This window comes from Roseisolibacter sp. H3M3-2, assembly GCF_029211165.1.
In the GTDB taxonomy this organism is placed as follows: Bacteria; Gemmatimonadota; Gemmatimonadetes; order Gemmatimonadales; family Gemmatimonadaceae; genus Roseisolibacter.
The window spans coordinates 1-18,160 of sequence record NZ_JARGEK010000063.1 but is presented as its reverse complement, the minus strand read 5'-3'; the positions used below and the strand labels follow the sequence as shown (position 1 = coordinate 18,160).

Below are 18,160 nucleotides of genomic sequence, written 5' to 3'. Positions count from 1 at the left end.
CGCGCCGCTCGCCGCCGCGCCGCTCGGCGCCGCGCCGGTCCGACGCGTCGCCCCCGCCCGCCGCGTCGCCGCGCAGCCCGTCGGCCAGGGGGTCCCGCCCGAACGACAGCGGGGCGTCCCCGCCGCGGAGCTGGTCGCCGAGTCGGCCGCCCAGGGGGCCGAAGTCGGACGGCTCGGGGTTCGGGTCGCGCGGGCCGAGCGGGGGCGTGGTCATTCGCCGGGGTCCTCGTCCGAGGTGCGGAAGGGGGAGAGCGCCGGGCCGCCGCCGCTGCCGCCGATGGCCACCATGCGCTCGATCGAGAGCCGCGCCTTCGCCGCGACGTCCGCGGGCACGGTGATCTCGTGCGTCAGCGTCTCCAGCGACCGGAGCACCTTGGGCAGCGTCGTGACCTTCATGTACGCGCACTGCGCCCGGTCGTTCGCCGCGAAGAACTTCTTCCCGGGGTTCTCGCGCCGCAGCCGGTGCAGGATCCCCAGCTCCGTCGCCACGATGAACTCGTCGACGGGGCTCTGCTGCGGGCGCTTGATCATCCCCTCGGTCGAGAGGATGTGCACGTCCTTCGAATCGATGGCGCCGGCCGACATCGCCTCGACCACCGGCGTCGCGCACCCGCACTCGGGGTGGATCAGGAACTCCGCCCCGGGGTGCGCCGCGCGCTGCAGGTTGATGTGCTCGGGGTCGATCCCCGCGTGCACGTGGCACTCCCCCATCCACACGTGGATGTTCGGCCGCCCGGTCACGCGTCGCACGTGCGCGCCGAGGAACATGTCGGGGAGGAAGAGGATCTCCCGCCCGGGGTCGATCGCGTTCACCACCTCGACCGCGTTCCCGCTGGTGCAGCAGTAGTCGCTCTCCGCCTTCACCTCGGCGGTCGTGTTGACGTACGCCACCACCACCGCCCCCGGGTGCTCGGCCTTCCACGCGCGCAGCTGCGCGGCGTCGATGGTGGCGGCCAGCGAGCAGCCGGCCGCCAGGTCGGGGAGCAGGACGGTCTTGTCGGGCGACAGGATCTTGGCCGTCTCGGCCATGAAGTGCACGCCGCAGAAGACGATCACGTCGGCGTCCGTCCGCGCGGCCTCGCGCGAGAGCCCCAGCGAGTCGCCGACGTAGTGCGCCACGTCCTGGATCTCGGGGCGCTCGTAGTTGTGCGCCAGGATCACCGCGTTGCGCGCCTCGGCCAGCGCGCGGATCTCCTCGTGGAGGACGGGGTCGGCGTTCGTCTCGAGTACGGTCATGGGAGGGGCAAATCTAAGCGCGCCAAGTGCTTTGGTAACCCTGGGCCACCAACGAGCGGACGCGGCGGGCTGCGGGCTGCGGGCTGCGGTTTCCGGATCCGCAGCCCGCAGCCCGCAGGCGCGGCTCACCACTCGATCGACTTCCCCTGCCACTTCCGCTTCTTCCTCGGGAAGTCGCTCCGGAAGTGCCCGCCCCGCGACTCGTTGCGCAGCAGGGCGGCCTCGGCGATCAGGCGCGCGGTCTGGGCCATGTTCAGCTCCTCCGTCATCCCGGGGGCGAGCCGCGCGGCGATCTCGGCGAGGCGGGCGAGCCCCTGTTGCAGCCCGCGGGCCGTGCGGTCGATCCCGACGTGCGTCCACATCGTCGAGCGGATCGCGTCGGCGGCGACCTGCGCCGCGCCGCGGTCGGCCAGCGGGGGGACCTCCCACGCCGTCGCGCGGCGGCGCGGCGCGCGGCGCGACGGCTCCAGCGCCAGGAGGTCGCGCGCCACCCGCTCGGCGAACACCAGCCCCTCGAGCAGCGAGTTGGACGCCAGCCGGTTGGCGCCGTGCACCCCCGTGCGCGCCACCTCGCCGGCGGCCCACAGCCCCGGCAGGCTGGAGCGCCCGGCGAGGTCGGTGGCGATCCCGCCCATCATGTAGTGGGCGGCCGGGGTGACCGGGATCGGCTCGCGGTCGGGGTCGATGCCGCGCGCCGTGCACAGCGCGTGGATCCCCGGGAAGCGCCCGGCGAAGCCGCCCGGCTCCGCCGCCAGGTGCCGCGCGTCGAGCCACACCCGCCCGTGCGCCTGCTGCTCGCGGTAGATCTCGCGGGCCACGACGTCGCGCGGCGCCAGCTCGGCGAGGCGGTGGCGGCGCGGCATGAACCGCTCCCCCTTCGCGTTCAGGAGGACCGCCCCCTCCCCGCGCACCGCCTCCGACACCAGCGCCAGCGGGTTCTCCGGCGTGTCGAGCGCCGTCGGGTGGAACTGCACGAACTCCATGTCCGACAGCGTCACCCCCGCCCGGAAGGCGATGGCGAGCCCGTCGCCGGTGGCGACCTGCGGGTTGGTCGTGTACCGGTAGACCTGCCCGCACCCGCCGGTCGCCAGCACCGTCGCGTCGGCCAGGATCTCGGTCGCCCGGCCGGCCACGCTGGCCCGCACCCCGACGCAGCGCCGCTCCGCCCCCTCCCCCTCCACGATCAGGTCGAGGACGCGGGCGTGCTCGAGCACGTGGATGCGCGGGCTCTCGCGCACCTGCTCGATCAGCGTCCGCGCCACCTCGGCGCCGGTGCGGTCGCCCTGGGCGTGGACGATCCGGCGGCGCGAGTGGGCCGCCTCGCGGCCGAGCTTGAAGCGCCCCGCGTCGGTGAGGTCGAAGTCGGCGCCGGCGGCGTGCAGCTCGCGCACCCGCTCGGGCCCCTCCTCCACCAGCACCTGGACCGCCTCGGCGTCGCACAGCGCGGCGCCGGCGGCGAGCGTGTCCTGCCGGTGCAGCGCGGGCGAGTCGCCGGCGCCGAGGGCGGCCGCGATCCCCCCCTGGGCGTAGGCGGTCGCCGAGTCGAAGAGGGAGCGCTTGGTGAGGAGGAGGACGTCGCCCTGCTCGGCGGCGCGCCACGCCGTGTGCAGCCCGGCCACGCCGGTGCCCACCACCAGGTATCGCGTGCGGAGTCGTTCCATGGCGCAAAGCTACACCGCCCGCCCGGCCGGCAGGCGCGTGACGCCCCTCACGTTCCCGCCCCGCTCCCGCGCCCCCCGGCCGGAACCGCGGCCCGCCGAGGCGGTATATTTTGCGGCTGTCCCCATGCGCCCGCCCCCGGCGGGGCGCCGACCGTGACCCGTGGCACCGCCCCCATGACCCGTCCCTTCCGTCGCGTCGCGCCGCTCCTCGGCGCCGCGCTCGCGCCCGCGCTGCTCGCGGTCGCCACGCCCGCGCACGCGCAGGCCGCGGCCGCCGCCACGTGCGAGGTCGACCAGAACAAGCCCGGCTCGCTCGCGCAGGCCGTCTTCACGATCACGCGCATGCAGGCGTCGGCCGACACCGCGGTGCGCAACAAGTCGATGCGCGACGTGATCGGGAAGGTCTCGGCGGACCCCAAGGCCGCCAAGGAGAACCCGGTCGGCACCGCGTTCACGCTCGCCCAGGCCTACACGCTCCTCGCCCAGGACGTCCGCCTCGCCAACAACGCGACCGCGGCCGACCTCGGCCTGCCGGGCGCCGGCCCGGTGGACCTCCTCAAGCTGGTCGACTCGACCGCCAAGGTCGTCGAGGAGGCCAAGCCCGGGTGCAAGGAGGCGACGCTCGGCATCCGCCAGATCGCCTGGCGCAACGTGATCAACCAGGCGCTGACGAGCCTCAACGAGCAGAAGCTCGACTCGGCGCAGTACTACGCCGGGCGGGCCGCGATCGTCGTCCCCGAGAGCCCGTTCAGCAGCCACGTGCTCGGCACGGTCGCGCTGACCAAGAAGCAGTACCAGGACGCGGAGAAGCACTTCGGCAGCGTGCTCGCCCTCGTCGGCAGCGACACGACGATGAAGGACCTCAAGGCGGCCGCCGAGCAGAACATCCAGGCGGCGCGCTTCGGCAAGGTCGAGGCGGACGCGTCGTCGGGGAACTTCGACGCCCTGCTCGCCGAGCCGGCGAAGTACGGCGACATGGCGCTCACGCAGGCCGGCGTCAGCGCCTCGCGCGCCAACAACCACGAGGCGGCGGCCAAGCTGTTCGCGGCGGCGCTCGAGCAGAACCGCTACCAGCGCGACGCGCTCAACAACCTGGCGGCGACGTACCTGTCGCTGAAGCAGTACGAGCCGATGCTGCCGATCGCGCAGCGCCTGCTGGAGATCGACCCGGCGAACCCGGACAACCCGCTGTTCGTCGCGATCGCCTACCAGGGGATCGCCAACGCGTCGAAGAACCCGGCGCAGAAGAAGTCGCTCACCGACTCGCTGCTGAAGTACAACCGCCTGTCGAACGAGCTGCCGGTGAAGGTGACCTTCTCGGAGTTCACGCGCGGCGACGCCAAGACGACGCTGGCCGTGAACGTCGAGAACCTGGCCAAGACGGCCGCGCCGGCGGCGCCGGCCCGCGCGGGCGCGAAGCCGGCCGCCGCGGCGGCCGCGGGCCCGAAGACGGTCAACCTGCAGGTCGAGTTCCTCGACGCGACGGGGCAGGTCGTGGACACGCAGACGGTGTCGGTGGGCCCGGTGGCGCCGGGCGCCACGGGGAACGCGAAGCTGGAGTCGGCGAAGGGCGGCGTGAAGTCCTTCCGCTACAAGCTCCAGGGCTGACCTCCGCCCCCCACCGGGGCGGCGCGCGCGGGGCCGGGCGGACGATCGCCCGGCCCCGCGTCGCGTCCGGGGGCCGCGCACGCGGCGCCTTGCCCTCGCCCGCCGCGGGCGAGACCTTTGGGGACTCATGCGCAAGCTGCTGCTGCTCGTGGGCGCGCTCCTCGCCGTCCACGTCGCCCTCCTCTTCGTCCGCCCCTCGGGCGCCCTCGAGCCGCCCTCCAGCGAGGGGCTGGACGTGGGGATCGTGTTCGACGTCGGCGGGCGCGGCGACAAGTCGTTCAACGACGGCGCCTACCTCGGCGCGATGCGCGCGGCCGACTCGCTCGGCGCGCGCGTGCGCTTCATCGAGCCCGGCGAGGGCTCGGACCGCGAGGCGGGGCTGCGCCTGCTGGCCGCCGAGGGGATGGACCTCGTCGTCGGCGTCGGCTTCATCTTCACCGACGACCTGACGCTGCTGGCCAAGGAGTACCCGAACGTGCGCTTCGCCGGCGTCGACCTCGCCGTCGCCAACGACGCCGCGGGGAACCCGATCACCCCGCCGGCCAACCTCGCGGCGCTCAAGTTCCGCGAGGAGGAGGGGTCGTTCCTCGTCGGCGCGCTGGCGGCGCTGCTGTCGCGCGAGACGCGCGTCGGCGAGCGCGCGTACCGGCCGACGACGCGCGTCGGCTTCGTCGGCGGGATGGACATCCCGCTGATCCACAAGTTCGAGGCCGGCTACCGCGCCGGCGTGCGCCACGTGTGCCCGGAGTGCACGGTGGTCGCGCAGTACGCCGGCGTGACGCCCGAGGCGTTCCGCAACCCGGGGCGCGGCAAGGAACTCGCGCTGAGCCAGTACCAGTCGGGGGTCAACGTGATCTTCCACGCCTCCGGCTCGACGGGGCTCGGCGTCTTCGAGGCGGCGCGCGCGACCGGCAAGCTGGCCGTCGGCGTCGACGCCGACCAGTACGCCGAGGCGCCGGGGCACATCCTGACGTCGATGGTGAAGGGGGTCGACGCCGCGGTGTACGACGCGATCGCGCGCGCCAAGGCCGGGACGTTCCGCGGCGGGATCCAGCAGTTCGGGCTGAAGGAGCAGGGGGTCGGCTACGTGTACGACGCGAACAACCGGGCGCTGATCCCGGACGCGCTGCGCGCGCGCGTGGAGGCGCTGCGGGATTCGATCGTCGCGGGGGCGATCCGGGTGCCGGCGGAGCGGGAGTCGTGAGGGGGGACGTCGTCGAGCGTCGAGCGTCGAGCGTCGAGCGTCGAGGGGGCCCCTCGCGGCGAAGGGGCCGTACCGCCATGCGAAGCGCCGTCGGCACTCGACGCTCGACGCTCGACGCTCGCCGCACCCCTTCCGCGCACCGATGCCCGTGACGCAGCCGCCCGCCATCCGCCTCGCCGGCGTCCGCAAGACCTTCGGCCCCGTCGTCGCCAACCGCGACGCCTCGCTCGAGGTGGCGGCCGGGGAGATCCACGCGCTGGTCGGCGAGAACGGCGCCGGCAAGTCGACGCTGATGCGCGTGCTGGCGGGGATGTACGGCCCCGACGCGGGGACGGTGCAGGTCGCGCCGCAGGGCGCGGGCGCGCTGCGCGACGTCACCGGCTGGACGACCGCCGAGGCGATCGCGGCCGGCGTCGGCATGGTCCACCAGCACTTCATGCTCGTCCCCACGCTCACCGTCGCCGAGAACGTGGTGCTGGGGCAGGAGCTGACGAAGGGCCTCCAGCTCGACCGGGCGCGCGCCGAGGCCGAGGTGCGCGCGCTGTCGCAGAAGACGGGGCTGCAGGTGGCCGCCGACCGCCCCGTCTCGGAGCTGAGCGTCGGCGAGGCGCAGCGCGTCGAGATCCTGAAGGTGCTCTACCGCGGCGCGCGCATCCTGATCCTCGACGAGCCGACGGCGGTGCTGTCGCCCCCCGAGGTGCGCGAGCTGTGGACGGTGCTGCGCGGGCTGGCGGCGCAGGGCGGCACGGTGGTGCTGATCACGCACAAGCTCGACGAGGTCGTGGACATCTCGGACACGATCACGGTCATGCGCGCCGGGACGACGGTGGAGCGCATCCGGACGGCGGACACGACGCCGCAGGCGATCGCGCGGGCGATGGTGGGGCGGGACGTCGCGCTCGCGCTGGACGTGATGGGCGCGGGGGACGAGCTGCACGCCGAGCGCGTCGAGCGTCGAGCGGCGAGCGTCGAGGGGGGCGCCGTCGCGGAGGCAGCCCCCGCGCGCGGCCGCGACTCGACGCTCGACGCTCGACGCTCCGCCCTCGAGGTCACCGGACTGACGGTCGCCGGCGCGCGGAGGCCCAACGAGGTCGACGGCGTCTCCTTCTCCGTCGCCCCCGGCGAGATCCTCGGCATCGCCGGCGTCGAGGGGAACGGCCAGACCGAGCTGCTCGAGGCGCTGGCGGGGCTGGCGCGGCCGACGGCGGGGCGCATCGCGCTCGCCGGGGCCGACGTGACCGCGCTCGGCGTGCGCGCGCGCGCCGACGCCGGGCTGTCGCACATCCCCGAGGACCGGCACCGGCGCGGGCTCGTGCTCGACTGGTCGATCGCCGACAACCTCGTGCTCGGGCTGCAGCACCGCTTCTCGGCGGGGGCGCGGCTCGACGGGCGCCGCATCGACGAGAACGCGCGCCGCCTGGTGCGCGAGTTCGACATCCGCCCCGCCGACCCGTCGCTGCCGGCGCGCGCGCTGTCCGGCGGCAACCAGCAGAAGATCGTGATCGCGCGCGAGATGACCGGGCGCGACTACCACGTGCTGCTCGCCGCGCAGCCGACGCGCGGCGTCGACGTCGGCGCGATCGAGTTCATCCACGACCAGCTCCGCCGCGCCCGCGCGGCCGGGAAGGCCATCGTGCTCGTCTCCGCCGACCTGGCCGAGATCCTCGCCCTCGCCGACCGCGTGGCCGTGATGTACCGCGGCCGCTTCGCCACCGTGCTCCCGCGCCGCGAGGCGTCGGCCGAGCGCCTCGGCCCGTACATGACCGGCGCCGCGGGCGCGGAGCCCGCCGCGTGAGCGACGCCACCGCGGGCGCCACCGCCGCCGAGCGCGCCGACCGCCGCCGCACGCTGCTCGAGGAGGCGGTGCTGCCGCCGCTCGTCGCGCTGGCGATCGCGCTGGTGGTGGGCGACCTGCTGATCCTGACGTTCGGGCAGTCGCCGGGCGCCGTGTTCGCGATGCTGCTCGAGGGCACGTGGGCCAACGCCTACGGCTTCGGGCAGGTGCTGTACAAGGCGACGTCGCTGACCTTCACCGGGCTCGCGTTCGCGATCGGCGCGCGCGCGGGGCTGTTCAACATCGGCGCCGAGAGCCAGCTGGCGGCGGGCGGCTTCGCCGCGGCGGTCGCGGGGCTCGCGCTCGGCGGCGCGCCGGCGATCCTGGCGGTGCCGGTGTGCATCGCGGCGGCGGCGGTCGGCGGCGGCGCGGTGGGCGCCGTGCCGGGGGTGCTCAAGGCGCGCTTCGGGGCGAGCGAGGTGATCGTCACGATCATGCTCAACTTCGTGGTGCTGGCGCTGCTCAACTACGTCATCGCCGCGCACCTGCACGTCCCCGAGACGCTGCACACCCCCGAGATCGCGGCCGGCGTGCCGCGGCTGGCCGACCTGAGCGACGCGTTCCGCGGCTCGGCGGCGAACGCGATCCTGCTGCTGGCGCTGGCCGCCGCGGCGGCGGCGTGGTGGTACCTGTTCCGCACGCGCCCCGGCTTCGAGCTGCGCGCGGTCGGGCTGCAGCCCGACGCCGCGGAGTACGGCGGCGTCGACGTCGGACGCGTGTGGGTGCGCGCGATGGCACTGTCGGGCGCGGTGGCCGGGCTCGGGGGGCTGAACTACGTCCTCGGCTACAAGCACTACTACGAGGAGGGGTTCGCGGCCGGCTCCGGCTTCCTCGGCGTCGCCGTGGCGCTCGTGGGGCGCAACCACCCGCTCGGGATCGTGATCGCGGCGCTGCTGTTCGCCACGCTGTCGCAGGGCGGGCTGGCGGTGAACGCGCTCGTGCCCAAGCAGATGGTCGAGGTGCTGCAGGCCGTCGTGATCCTGGCGGTCGTGACGTCGGTGCCCGAGGTACGGCGCGTGCTGCGCGCGGCGCTCCGCCCCGCCGCGAAGCCCGCCAAGGCGGCCGCATGATCGTCGTCGCCTTCCTCGCGCAGGTCCTGCGCATCGTCGTGCCGTACCTGCTGGCCGCGTCGGGCGGGGTGCTGAGCGAGCGCGCGGGGATCGTCGCGCTGACGCTCGAGGGGTTCATGCTCACCGGCGCGTTCACCGCGACGCTGGGGAGCTACTACGCCGGCTCGCCGTGGGTGGGGCTGCTGGCCGGGATCGCCGGCGGCGTCGCGCTGGCGCTGCTGCTCGCGCTGGCGACGGTGCGCTACAAGGCCGACCAGGTGGTGGCGGGGATCGCGCTCAACCTCCTCGCCATCGGCGGGACGCGCTTCTTCCTGCGCTACGCCTTCGACAGCTCGTCCAACTCCCCGCGCGTGCCCGGCTTCGGCGGCGACGGCGGGGGCGCCGTGGGCGCGGCGGCCACGCTGGCCGCGTCGGCGCAGAACCCGCTCGTGTGGATCGGCATCCTCACGGTGCCGGTGGTGGCGTGGCTGCTCTACCGCACCCCGTTCGGGCTGCGCGTGCGCGCGGCCGGCGAGAAGCCCGAGGCGGCGCGCTCGCTCGGCGTGCCGGTGGCGCGGGTGCGGGTGCTGGCGGTGGCCGGCGCCGGCGCGCTGGCCGGGCTGGCGGGGACGTACCTGGCGCTCGACCAGCACCAGTTCACCGACGGGATGACCGCGGGGCGCGGCTTCATCGCGCTGGCGGCGGTGATCTTCGGCCGGTGGGACCCGAAGCGCGTGGCGTTCGCGTGCGTGCTGTTCGCGGCCGCCGAGACGTTCCAGATCCAGCTCCAGGGGGCGCAGCTGATCCCGTCGCAGTTCGTGGAGATGATCCCCTACGTCCTGACCATCGTCGCCCTGGCCGGCGTGGTCGGCCGCTCGGCGGCGCCGGCGGCGCTGGGGAAGGCCGAGTGAGCGGCGAGCCCGCGGCGGCGCCTCCCGAGTCGGGGCTCGGGAAGCTCGTCGCCCTCATGTTCACGGCGTTCCTGGACATGGTGGGGCTGCTGATGGTGATCCCGCTCATCCCGTTCTACGCCGCGCGGCTGGGCGGGACGGGGTACGAGCTGGCGCTGCTCGGGCGGAGCTACCACCTCGGGCTGGGGCAGATCACCGCCCTGCTGGTGAGCGCGTACACGGTGGCGCAGCTGCTCAGCGCCCCGCTGTGGGGGCGCTTCTCCGACCGCTACGGGCGGCGCCCGGCGCTCGTGGTCGCGCTGTCGGCGTCGGCGGTCGCGTACGTGATCTTCGGCTACGCCGGCTCGCTGCTCGTGCTGTTCCTGTCGCGCGTCGTCCAGGGCGCGGGGGGCGGCACGGTGGGCGTCATCCAGGCGTACGTCGCCGACGTCGCCCGCCCCGAGGACCGCGCCAAGAGCCTCGGCTGGCTGTCGGCCGCCACCAACGCCGGCGTCGCGCTCGGGCCGGTGATCGGCTCGTGGATGCAGGGGATCGGCAAGGAGGCGCCGGGGCTGCTGGCCGCCGCGCTGTGCGTGGTGAACATCGGCTTCGTGCTGCGCTACCTGCGCGAGTCGCGCGAGTTCGACCGCACCGTCACCGGGACGCACACGGCGGCGCCGCGCCGGCGGTCGAGCCACGCGGTGGCGCGCGTGCTCACGCACCCGGGCGAGCCGGCGTCGCGGCTGATCACGATCTACGCGATCTCGATCGGCGCGTTCCAGGGGGTCACGAGCATCCTCGCGCTCTTCCTGGCGGTGCGCTACGGCGTCACCGAGCGCACGATCGGCTACTTCTTCATGTACATCGGGACCATCTCGGTGGTCACGCGCGCGGCGATCCTCGGCAAGCTGGTCGACCGGCTGGGGGAGGCGCGGCTGGCGCGGCTCGGGCTGGCGATGATGGCCGTCGGCCTCGGCGCGCTCCCGCTGACGACGAACTACGTCACGCTGGCGCTGGCCGTCGCGCTCATGCCGCTCGGCACCGCCTTCACCTTCCCGTGCGTGACGGCGATGCTGTCGCGCGTGATCGCGAAGGAGGAGCGCGGCCTCTACATGGGCGTGCAGCAGACGTTCGGCGGCGCGTCGCGCGCCGTCTTCCCCGTGGTCGCGGGGCTCGCGTACGACCACCTCGGGGTCGGCGTGCCGTTCGTGATCGCGGCGGCGCTGGTGGCGTTCTCGCTGCTGCTGGGCGGGGACCTCGAGCGCTTCGCCCGCGTCGACGGCGCCGCCGCGACTCCCCCCCGCCCCGCGTGAACCGCCCGACGCGCATGACGAGCGACGTCCGACCGCAGCGCCCGCGCGCCGGCGTGCTGGCCGCCCAGCACCTCGAGGACCTGATCGCCACCGGCCGGCTGGCCGGCGACCCGGCGGTGCAGCCGGCGCAGGTGCAGCCGGCCAGCGTCGACCTGCGCCTGGGCGCGGTCGGCTACCGCGTGCAGGCGAGCTTCCTCCCCGGCGAGCGCGCCACGGTGCGCGAGCGGCTGGAGGAGCTGCGCATGCACGAGCTCGACCTGACGCGCCCGTGCGTGCTGGAGAAGGGGTGCGTCTACATCGTGCCGCTCGCCGAGTCGCTCGACCTGCCCGAGACGCTGGCCGGCAAGGCGAACCCGAAGAGCACGACGGGGCGGCTCGACATCTTCACGCGGCTGATCGTCGACCGCGGGACGGAGTTCGACGTGGTGCCCGCGGGCTACCGGGGGCCGCTGTACGTCGAGATCGTGCCGCGCACCTTCAGCGTGCTGGTGTCGCAGGGGACGAAGCTCAACCAGCTGCGCCTCGTCCTCGGCGCCCCCGACTCGAACGACGCGGTGCTCGACGAGCTGCACGAGCGCGAGGGGCTGGTGTTCGCCGACGGCGGCACCGACGCCGCGGGGCGCGACGCGGCGCGCATCTCGGGCGGGCTGTGGATCGGCGTCGACCTGCGCGGCCCCGACGGCGCCGACCTGGTGGGGCACCGCGCGCGTGCGCACGCCCCGCTGATCGACCTGTCGCGCCTCGCGCACTACGACCCGCGCGAGTTCTGGGAGCCGATCCCCCGCCCCGGGCGCGGGCGACTGATCCTGAACCCGGACGACTTCTACATCCTCGTGTCGCGCGAGCGCGTGCGCGTCCCCCCGCGCTACGCCGCCGAGATGGTGCCGTACGAGCCGGCGATCGGCGAGTTCCGCGTCCACTACGCGGGCTTCTTCGACCCGGGCTTCGGCCACGGCGCCCACGCGCCGACGGGGACGCGCGCGGTGCTGGAGGTGCGCTCGCACGAGGTCCCGTTCGTCCTCGAGGACGGCCAGGTCGTCGGCCGCCTGCGCTACGAGCGGCTGCTGGAGGAGCCGACGAAGCTGTACGGGGCGGACATCGGGTCGTCGTACGGGACGCAGACGCTGCGGCTGGCGAAGCAGTTTCGCTGACCTGAACGGCGAACGGCGGGAGTCGACACGGCGGGAGTCAGAAGAGCGGGAGTCGTAGGGGCGCAGTGCGCGTTCACGACTCCCGCTCGTTCGACTCCCGCAGTAACGACTCCCGCTTCACAGATCGTCCGCCGCCCGATTGAGGCTGCGCCGCTCGTCGAACCCTTCCGGATAACGGAGCCGAAGCTTCTCGACGTTCGTCGTCCCGATCTCGTCGAGCGACGCGCCGACGGCGCCGGCCATGGCGGCCACGTACCAGAGGATGTCGCCGAGCTCCTTGACGACGGCGGCGCGGTCGAGCGGGGCGCCGTGGAAGAGATGCTTCTTCACGTGCTCGGCGACCTCCCCCGCCTCGCCGGTGAGGCCGAGGGCCCAGTTGGCGAGCGCCTGCTCGGCGGGGCGGCCGGGGCGGATGGTGCGGGCGGCGAGCTGCTGGTAGTCGTCGAGCGTCATCGGGTCGGGGGCGATGGTCCGCTTGCTGCCTCTTGGCGCGGCACACGCGACGGAGGGGAACGTAATGGCGGGCTCGAGCGGCCGGAAATCGAGTTGGGTGCTGGTGGCGCTGGCGCTGGTCGTGGTGGTCGGGTGGGTGGCGATCACCCTGCTGGCGGCGGGGTCGAGCCAGCGGTGACGCGCGCGAGCTGACGCGGGCGAGTTGAACGGCGGGGTCGGCGGTGGCGAGATTGGGGGATGGCCTGGCTCCGGCTCGTCCTCGCCGTCGCGCCCCGCGCGCTCCTCTCCCCCCCGCTGGCGGTCGACCTGCTGCGGGTGGCGTGGCGCTTCCGCGTGCGGCGCTGGTGGGCGCGCCCGCCGTTCCTGCCGGTGCCGTCGCGCGACTACGTGCGGTGGCGCATGCACACCGCCTACGGCGACGAGGACGCGATGCCGCCGGCGGAGGACCTGATCCGCTACGCGCGGTGGGTGGGGCGCCAGCGGTAGGCGCGCCGGCGCCGGCCCCGCGGGGTACCACCGGGATGTCCTCCCCCTCCCTGGAGTCGCTGCTCAAGGCGCAGGCGTACGGCCTCGGGTTCGACCTGGCGGGGATCGCGCGCCTGGGGCCCGTCGAGTCGGCGGCGGCGTTCGACGCCTGGGTCGCCGCCGGCTACGCGGGGGCGATGGACTGGCTCGCGCGCGGCGCCGAGAAGCGGCGCGACACGCGTCTCCCGGTGCCGGCCTCGCTGGCGCGCACCGACGCGCGCGCGCCCGCGGTGAGCGCGGTCGTCGTGGCCATGGACTACGGCGGGCGCGAGCCGGCGGGGCCGGTGGCGCGCTACGCCCGCGGCGACGACTACCACCCGGTGCTCGAGGAGCGGCTGCGCGCGCTGCACCGGTGGCTGGAGCAGCGGCTCGGGCACGCGGTGCCCGGCAAGCCGTACGTCGACACGGGGCCGCTGCTCGAGCGCGACCTGGCGCGGCGCGCGGGGCTCGGCTGGTTCGGCAAGAACACGATGCTGATCGCGCCGGGGCGCGGGTCGTTCCTGTTCCTGGGCGCGCTGCTCGTGGGCGTGGAGCTGACGCCCGACGCGCCGTTCGAGGCCGACCGCTGCGGGACGTGCACGCGGTGCCTCGACGCGTGCCCGACGGACGCGTTCGCGGGACCGCGGGTGCTCGACGCGACGCGGTGCGTGTCGTACCTGACGATCGAGCTGCAGGGGGCGATCGACGAGGCGCTGCGGGCGGGGGTCGGGGACCGGCTCTACGGGTGCGACACGTGCCAGGACGTGTGCCCGTGGAACGTGCGGTTCGCGCGCGAGCTGCCGGGCGACTCGCCCTTCGCGGCGCGCGACGCGCTCGCGGGGAAGGACGCGCGCGCGCTCGCGCGCGAGGTCCTGGCGATGGACGTCGACGCCTACCGCGCGGCGTTCCGCGGCTCGGCGATGAAGCGCGCCAAGCTGCCGGCGATGAAGCGCAGCGCCGCGGTGGTGCTCGGCAACCCTTCGCCGCGCTCGGGGCAGGCTGCACGCGCGGAGGACGTCGCCGTGCTCACGCGCGCGCTCGACGACGGCGAGCCGCTCGTGCGCGAGCACGCGGCGTGGGCGCTCCGGCGGCTCGCCGATCCTCCGGACGGTGCGGCCTGAGGCGGATGTCCGATCCTGCGGCGTTCTTGCCCAATCCTCCGCCCCCGCTGGGCGGGACGGCAGGCGCGCGGTAGTCTGGAGGCGGGCGGCCACGGCGCCCCGTCCACTCACCCGAAACGGAGGATTCGATGTCGTCCGCACTCGCGGAGGCGATTCGCCGCCACACCGACGCGCAGGGCGCCGGTGACGCCGCCTACGACACCGCGGTCCCCGGGTTCGTGCTGCTGCGCTCGTCCCGTGAGACGATGCCGAACCACGCCAGCTACCAGCCGGCGCTCTGCGTCGTGGCGCAGGGCGAGAAGCAGGTCACGTTCGGCGATCTCCGGATGACCTACGGCACGATGCAGATGCTCGTCGTGAGCCTCGCACTGCCGGCGATCGGGCGGATCACCCGCGCGTCGCGCGCCGAGCCGTACCTCGGCCTCGCGCTGGCGCTCGACACCGCGGCACTCGGCGAGCTGCTGCCGCAGGTGGGGCCGCTGCCGACGCCCGACGACTCGGCGCACCCGGGCGTGTTCGCCGGGGACGCCGGCGCCACGCTGGCCGACTGCCTCGTCCGTCTCGTGCGCCTCCTCGACACGCCGCACGCCGTCCCGGTGCTCGCGCCGGCCATCGTCCGGGAGATCCACTTCTGGCTCCTGACCGGTCCGTACGCGCGCCACGTCGTCCGCCTCGCGATGCCCGAGGGACAGACGCAGCGCGTGGCCGCGGCGATCCGCCTGCTCCGCGACCGGTTCGCCAAGGCGATCCGCGTCGAGGAGCTCGCGGCGGCGGCGGCGATGAGCCCCTCGTCGTTCCACCAGCACTTCAAGGCGCTGACGGGCATGACGCCGATCCAGTTCCAGAAGCAGCTCCGCCTCGTCGAGGCCCGGCGCCTCATGGTGGCGGGCGACGCGAACGTGGCGACGGCGGCCTACACGGTCGGTTACGAGAGCGCGTCCCAGTTCAGTCGCGAGTACGCCCGGATGTTCGGCGTGCCGCCGAAGCGCGACGCGATGGCGCTGCGGGCCGTGCCGGCCTGACGCCCGGCGCGCGCGGGTCATCCGGGCGCCGGGCGTCGCGCCAGGGCGACCGCGAGCGCGGTGCCGAAGGCGAGCGCGAGGAGCGCGTGTCCCCCCAGATCGACGAGCAGCGCGGGGCGCGGCAGGTGCGCCCGCCCCTGCACCGCCACCGCGGCCGCCGCCGACTGCACGACGAGGTGCCCGGCGAGCGCCGTCACTGCCTGTCGGCGCTCGCCCCGCCGCGCCAGCCAGGCGACGACGCCCAGGCCGAGCCAGGTCGCGCCCTGGGCGCGGACGACCATCCCGACCGGCGGCGTCATCGCGAGGCCGGTCGGCGCGTAGTAGCGCCCGGGCGCCAGGAGCATGGCCGCGCCCACGTAGGTCGCGTGCACGGCGGAGAGGAGCAGCAGCGCCCGCGTGGGGCGGCCGACGCGATCGGGGGCGGGCGCGGGGCGCATCGGGGCGGCGCTCACGGGAAGGCCACGCCGGTGAGCGCCTCCGACACGCTCCACAGGTCGCGCGCCACCGCGCGGTCCTCTGCCTGCCGCGGGATCCGGGCGGCGGTCGGGTAGCCGCGCGTCTCGCTCAGGCGGTGCGGCCCGTAGTAGCCGCCGGACGCGGCGCCGGGCGCCGTCGCGGCGTAGAGCGTGGGCAGGGCGCCCTGCGCGGCCGGCTGGAAGAGGAACGGGAGGAGCGCGCGGACGCGCCCGGCCGCGCTCGTCGGGCCCGCGCCGTTGGTCAGGAGGTCGGTGCGCGAGACGCCGGGGTGAGCGGCGAGGCTGGCGACGCCCCACCCGGCCGCCGCGCTGCGGCGCGCGAGCTCGAGCGCGAACATGAGGCACGCGAGCTTCGACTGGCGGTAGACCGGCATCGGCTCGTATCGCTGCCCCGCCTGCAGATCGGCGAAGTCGATGGCCCCGTCGCGCGCCGCGATGCTCGAGAGCGTGACGACGCGCGGATCGCGCCCGCGACGCAGCAGCGGCAGCAGCTGCGCGGTGAGCGCGAAGTGCCCGAGGTAGTTGGTGCCGAGCTGCAGCTCGAAGCCGTCGGCGGTCACGCGGCGCTCGGGCGGCGTCATGACGCCCGCGTTGTTGATCAGCAGGTCGACGCGGTCGCGATCCGCGTGCAGCCGATCGGCGAAGGCGCGGACCGACGCGAGGCTCGCGAGGTCCACCGCCGCGAAGCGCACCACCGCGCCGGGCGCCGCGCGACGGATCGCCGCCACCGCGGCGTCGCCCCTGGCCGGATCGCGCCCGGCGACGATCACGTCGCCGCCGGCGCGGGCGAGCGCGAGCGCGCTCTCGTATCCGAGGCCGCCGGTACCGGTGACGACCGCCACCCGGCCGTCCTGCGGCGGGATGTCGGCCGCCGTCCATCGTGCGCCGCGCCGCGCGGCCGGGCGCGCGGTCGGTAGGCCGTCGCGCGAGGCGACCGTCGCGACGGCGTCGGGGGATCGCGTGGTGACGAGCTGGGAAGTGCGCATCATGCCTCTCGGGAGCGGGTCGCGGCGCGCGACGTGTCGGGGGACGAGCCACGCAGCGGCGGCCGGCCCGCCCGCTCGCTGCTCCCGAACGGTGCGTCGCCACGCGCGGGGGACCGCGCCCAAACCGGGGCGATTCCTGCCCATTCCTCCAGCGCGCGCGGAGGACGGCGCGACCGCGCGGCGGCCATCTCCTCCCCGCCCGTCACCCTCCGGCGTGCGTCAGCGCCGTGCGCAGATGCGTGGCGTAGAATGGGGCCAGTCGTGCGACGGCCTGGTCCACGTACTCCGGCTTGTAGTACAGCTCGTAGTGGCCGGCGCCCTCGACGACGACGAGCTCCTTGTCGTGCGTCGGCGCCAGGGCGACGAGCCGCTCGCCGGACTCGTACTGTCCGGTGTTCCCGCGACGTCCCCCCACGACCGCCAGGAGCGGTTGCGTCAGCAGCTCGGGCACGAGATGGAAGCCGTCGGACGCCAGGATGGCGCCGTGGCTGCGGAAGAGCAGGCGGTTGGTGGAGTTCGGGTGCCGCCACGGCGACTCCCGGTAGAAGTGGATCGCCTCGAGCAGGTCGGGATCGGTGATCCCCTGCGCGCGCGCCTCCTCGAGGCTGTCGGGGATCCACGGATCGCGGCGTGGCGCGCCGCCGCGGGCCTCGAGGGTGCGCTGCCGCGCGACGTCGTCCAGGAGCGTCCCCACCGGCAGCAGGCGGCGGAACGCCTGGCCCATGTCCGAGGCGACGACGGTGCCGAGCGCCCGGCAGCGGCGTTCGGTGAGCGCGGCCGTCACCGCGTAGCCGCCGCCGGCGCAGATGCCCAGCACGCCGATGCGCGCCTCGTCGACGAAGGGAAGCGTGGTGAGGAAGTCGATCGCGCACCGGATGTCCTCGACCCGCGTGGCGGGATCCTCGAGGTCGCGGGGCTCGCCGCCGCTCTCTCCCTGGTACGACGGGTCGAAGGCGAGCGCGAGGAACCCGTGCCGCGCCAGGCGACTGGCGTAGATCGCCGCGATCTGCTCCTTCACGCTGCTGCCGGGCGTGGCCAGCACGAGCGCCGCGTGGGGCCCGGTCCCGTCGAACCCGGGCGGGGTGTGGAGGATTCCCGCGACCTCGATGCTTCCGTTCCGGAACGCGACGCGCTGCACGTCCTGCTCCTCGTGCCGTGTGAGTGGTGCCGGCGCGCGCGGAAGGCCCGATGCCCACGCACGCTCCCCGGGGATGCGGCTCCCGCGGTCGGCGGGGACCGGAGCCGCGGCGCATCGGCGTCCGCGCGCGTGCCGCATCACGACCCAGGAAGCTGCCGGCCCCGACGTCGAGGCGCCTGCCGAGAACCGCGAGGTTCTTGCCCATTCCTCGACGGCTCGCGCACCTCGCGGCGCGCGACGCGCGAGACGCCCGCCGGGCCGGACCCAGGCTGGCAACGAGCGTCACGGCCAGGAGCGGCACGGCGGCGACGGCCAGCACCAACGGATCGCGCGGCGTGACGCCGTACAGGAGCGCGGCGAGGAACCGGCCGGACGCGAGCGCGAGCACGCCGCGTGGGCGCTCGCGCGGCTCGAGAGCGGGGCGGCGGGAGCGATGCCCGCGCCGCCGGACCTCGGCCGCTAGAGCAGATCACGGCGCGCTGTAGCGAGGTGAAGGGCTCGGGGCGGCATCGCT

16 protein-coding genes and 1 pseudogene are annotated in these 18,160 nt (G+C 75.0%); 10 read left to right on the top strand and 7 right to left on the bottom strand.

The genetic code is table 11. The features are described from left to right. The 3 genes and pseudogenes from PYV61_RS07735 to PYV61_RS07725 all read right to left on the bottom strand — a co-directional run. Positions 1 to 214 (bottom strand): annotated as a pseudogene (locus PYV61_RS07735) (hypothetical protein); the annotation flags it as partial. Continuing rightward, positions 211 to 1,236: a quinolinate synthase NadA gene (gene nadA / locus PYV61_RS07730; RefSeq protein WP_275830028.1), complete on the bottom strand. Its 1,026-nt coding sequence runs from the start codon at positions 1,234 to 1,236 to the stop codon at positions 211 to 213. The gene nadA and the pseudogene PYV61_RS07735, both read right to left, overlap by 4 nt. A 125-nt stretch (positions 1,237 to 1,361) precedes the next feature. Beyond that, positions 1,362 to 2,897: an L-aspartate oxidase gene (locus PYV61_RS07725; RefSeq protein ID WP_275830026.1), complete on the bottom strand. Its 1,536-nt coding sequence runs from the start codon at positions 2,895 to 2,897 to the stop codon at positions 1,362 to 1,364. A 174-nt stretch (positions 2,898 to 3,071) separates the two neighbouring features. On the opposite strand from PYV61_RS07725, the gene PYV61_RS07720 reads away from it, so the two are divergent. From PYV61_RS07720 to PYV61_RS07690, 7 genes are all read left to right on the top strand, one after another. Continuing rightward, positions 3,072 to 4,505 (top strand): hypothetical protein, encoded by a 1,434-nt coding sequence (locus PYV61_RS07720; RefSeq protein ID WP_275830024.1) that lies wholly within the window; start codon positions 3,072 to 3,074, stop codon positions 4,503 to 4,505. 127 nt (positions 4,506 to 4,632) lie between these two features. Then, positions 4,633 to 5,709, top strand: a complete 1,077-nt coding sequence (locus PYV61_RS07715; protein WP_275830022.1) for a BMP family ABC transporter substrate-binding protein — start codon at positions 4,633 to 4,635, stop codon at positions 5,707 to 5,709. A 142-nt stretch (positions 5,710 to 5,851) separates the two neighbouring features. Then, positions 5,852 to 7,504: an ABC transporter ATP-binding protein gene (locus PYV61_RS07710; protein ID WP_275830020.1), complete on the top strand. Its 1,653-nt coding sequence runs from the start codon at positions 5,852 to 5,854 to the stop codon at positions 7,502 to 7,504. Then, positions 7,501 to 8,613 carry an ABC transporter permease gene (locus tag PYV61_RS07705; protein ID WP_275830018.1) on the top strand — a complete coding sequence of 371 codons (1,113 nt, stop codon included), beginning with the start codon at positions 7,501 to 7,503 and terminating at the stop codon, positions 8,611 to 8,613. Before PYV61_RS07710 ends, PYV61_RS07705 begins: the two co-directional genes overlap by 4 nt. Continuing rightward, positions 8,610 to 9,503 (top strand): ABC transporter permease, encoded by an 894-nt coding sequence (locus PYV61_RS07700; protein WP_275830016.1) that lies wholly within the window; start codon positions 8,610 to 8,612, stop codon positions 9,501 to 9,503. Before PYV61_RS07705 ends, PYV61_RS07700 begins: the two co-directional genes overlap by 4 nt. Next, entirely contained in the window at positions 9,500 to 10,795 is a 1,296-nt protein-coding gene (locus tag PYV61_RS07695; RefSeq protein ID WP_275830014.1) for an MFS transporter, read from the top strand. The genes PYV61_RS07700 and PYV61_RS07695 overlap by 4 nt, the downstream gene beginning before the upstream one ends. Before the next feature lie 14 nt (positions 10,796 to 10,809). After that, on the top strand, positions 10,810 to 11,946 hold the full coding sequence (locus PYV61_RS07690; protein ID WP_275830012.1) for a 2'-deoxycytidine 5'-triphosphate deaminase: 1,137 nt from the start codon (positions 10,810 to 10,812) through the stop codon (positions 11,944 to 11,946). Between the two features lie 117 nt (positions 11,947 to 12,063). Here the strand turns inward: PYV61_RS07690 and PYV61_RS07685 are convergent, their stop codons facing one another. Then, positions 12,064 to 12,399: a nucleoside triphosphate pyrophosphohydrolase family protein gene (locus tag PYV61_RS07685; protein ID WP_275830011.1), complete on the bottom strand. Its 336-nt coding sequence runs from the start codon at positions 12,397 to 12,399 to the stop codon at positions 12,064 to 12,066. A 237-nt stretch (positions 12,400 to 12,636) separates the two neighbouring features. On the opposite strand from PYV61_RS07685, the gene PYV61_RS07680 reads away from it, so the two are divergent. From PYV61_RS07680 to PYV61_RS07670, 3 genes are all read left to right on the top strand, one after another. After that, positions 12,637 to 12,885, top strand: a complete 249-nt coding sequence (locus PYV61_RS07680) for a hypothetical protein (RefSeq protein WP_275830010.1) — start codon at positions 12,637 to 12,639, stop codon at positions 12,883 to 12,885. A 35-nt stretch (positions 12,886 to 12,920) separates the two neighbouring features. After that, the gene (queG, locus tag PYV61_RS07675) at positions 12,921 to 14,024 is read left to right on the top strand and encodes a tRNA epoxyqueuosine(34) reductase QueG (RefSeq protein WP_275830009.1); all 1,104 of its coding nucleotides are present in this window, start codon (positions 12,921 to 12,923) and stop codon (positions 14,022 to 14,024) included. Between the two features lie 128 nt (positions 14,025 to 14,152). Next, positions 14,153 to 15,046, top strand: a complete 894-nt coding sequence (locus tag PYV61_RS07670) for an AraC family transcriptional regulator (RefSeq protein ID WP_275830008.1) — start codon at positions 14,153 to 14,155, stop codon at positions 15,044 to 15,046. Between the two features lie 17 nt (positions 15,047 to 15,063). Here the strand turns inward: PYV61_RS07670 and PYV61_RS07665 are convergent, their stop codons facing one another. The 3 genes from PYV61_RS07665 to PYV61_RS07655 form a co-directional block, all read right to left on the bottom strand. Continuing rightward, complete coding sequence (locus PYV61_RS07665) at positions 15,064 to 15,483, bottom strand: hypothetical protein (protein ID WP_275830007.1); 420 nt, start codon at positions 15,481 to 15,483, stop codon at positions 15,064 to 15,066. A gap of 11 nt (positions 15,484 to 15,494) precedes the next feature. Beyond that, positions 15,495 to 16,511 (bottom strand): oxidoreductase, encoded by a 1,017-nt coding sequence (locus PYV61_RS07660; protein ID WP_275830005.1) that lies wholly within the window; start codon positions 16,509 to 16,511, stop codon positions 15,495 to 15,497. A 199-nt stretch (positions 16,512 to 16,710) separates the two neighbouring features. After that, complete coding sequence (locus tag PYV61_RS07655) at positions 16,711 to 17,646, bottom strand: alpha/beta hydrolase (protein WP_275830002.1); 936 nt, start codon at positions 17,644 to 17,646, stop codon at positions 16,711 to 16,713. Positions 17,647 to 18,160 lie beyond the last annotated feature (514 nt).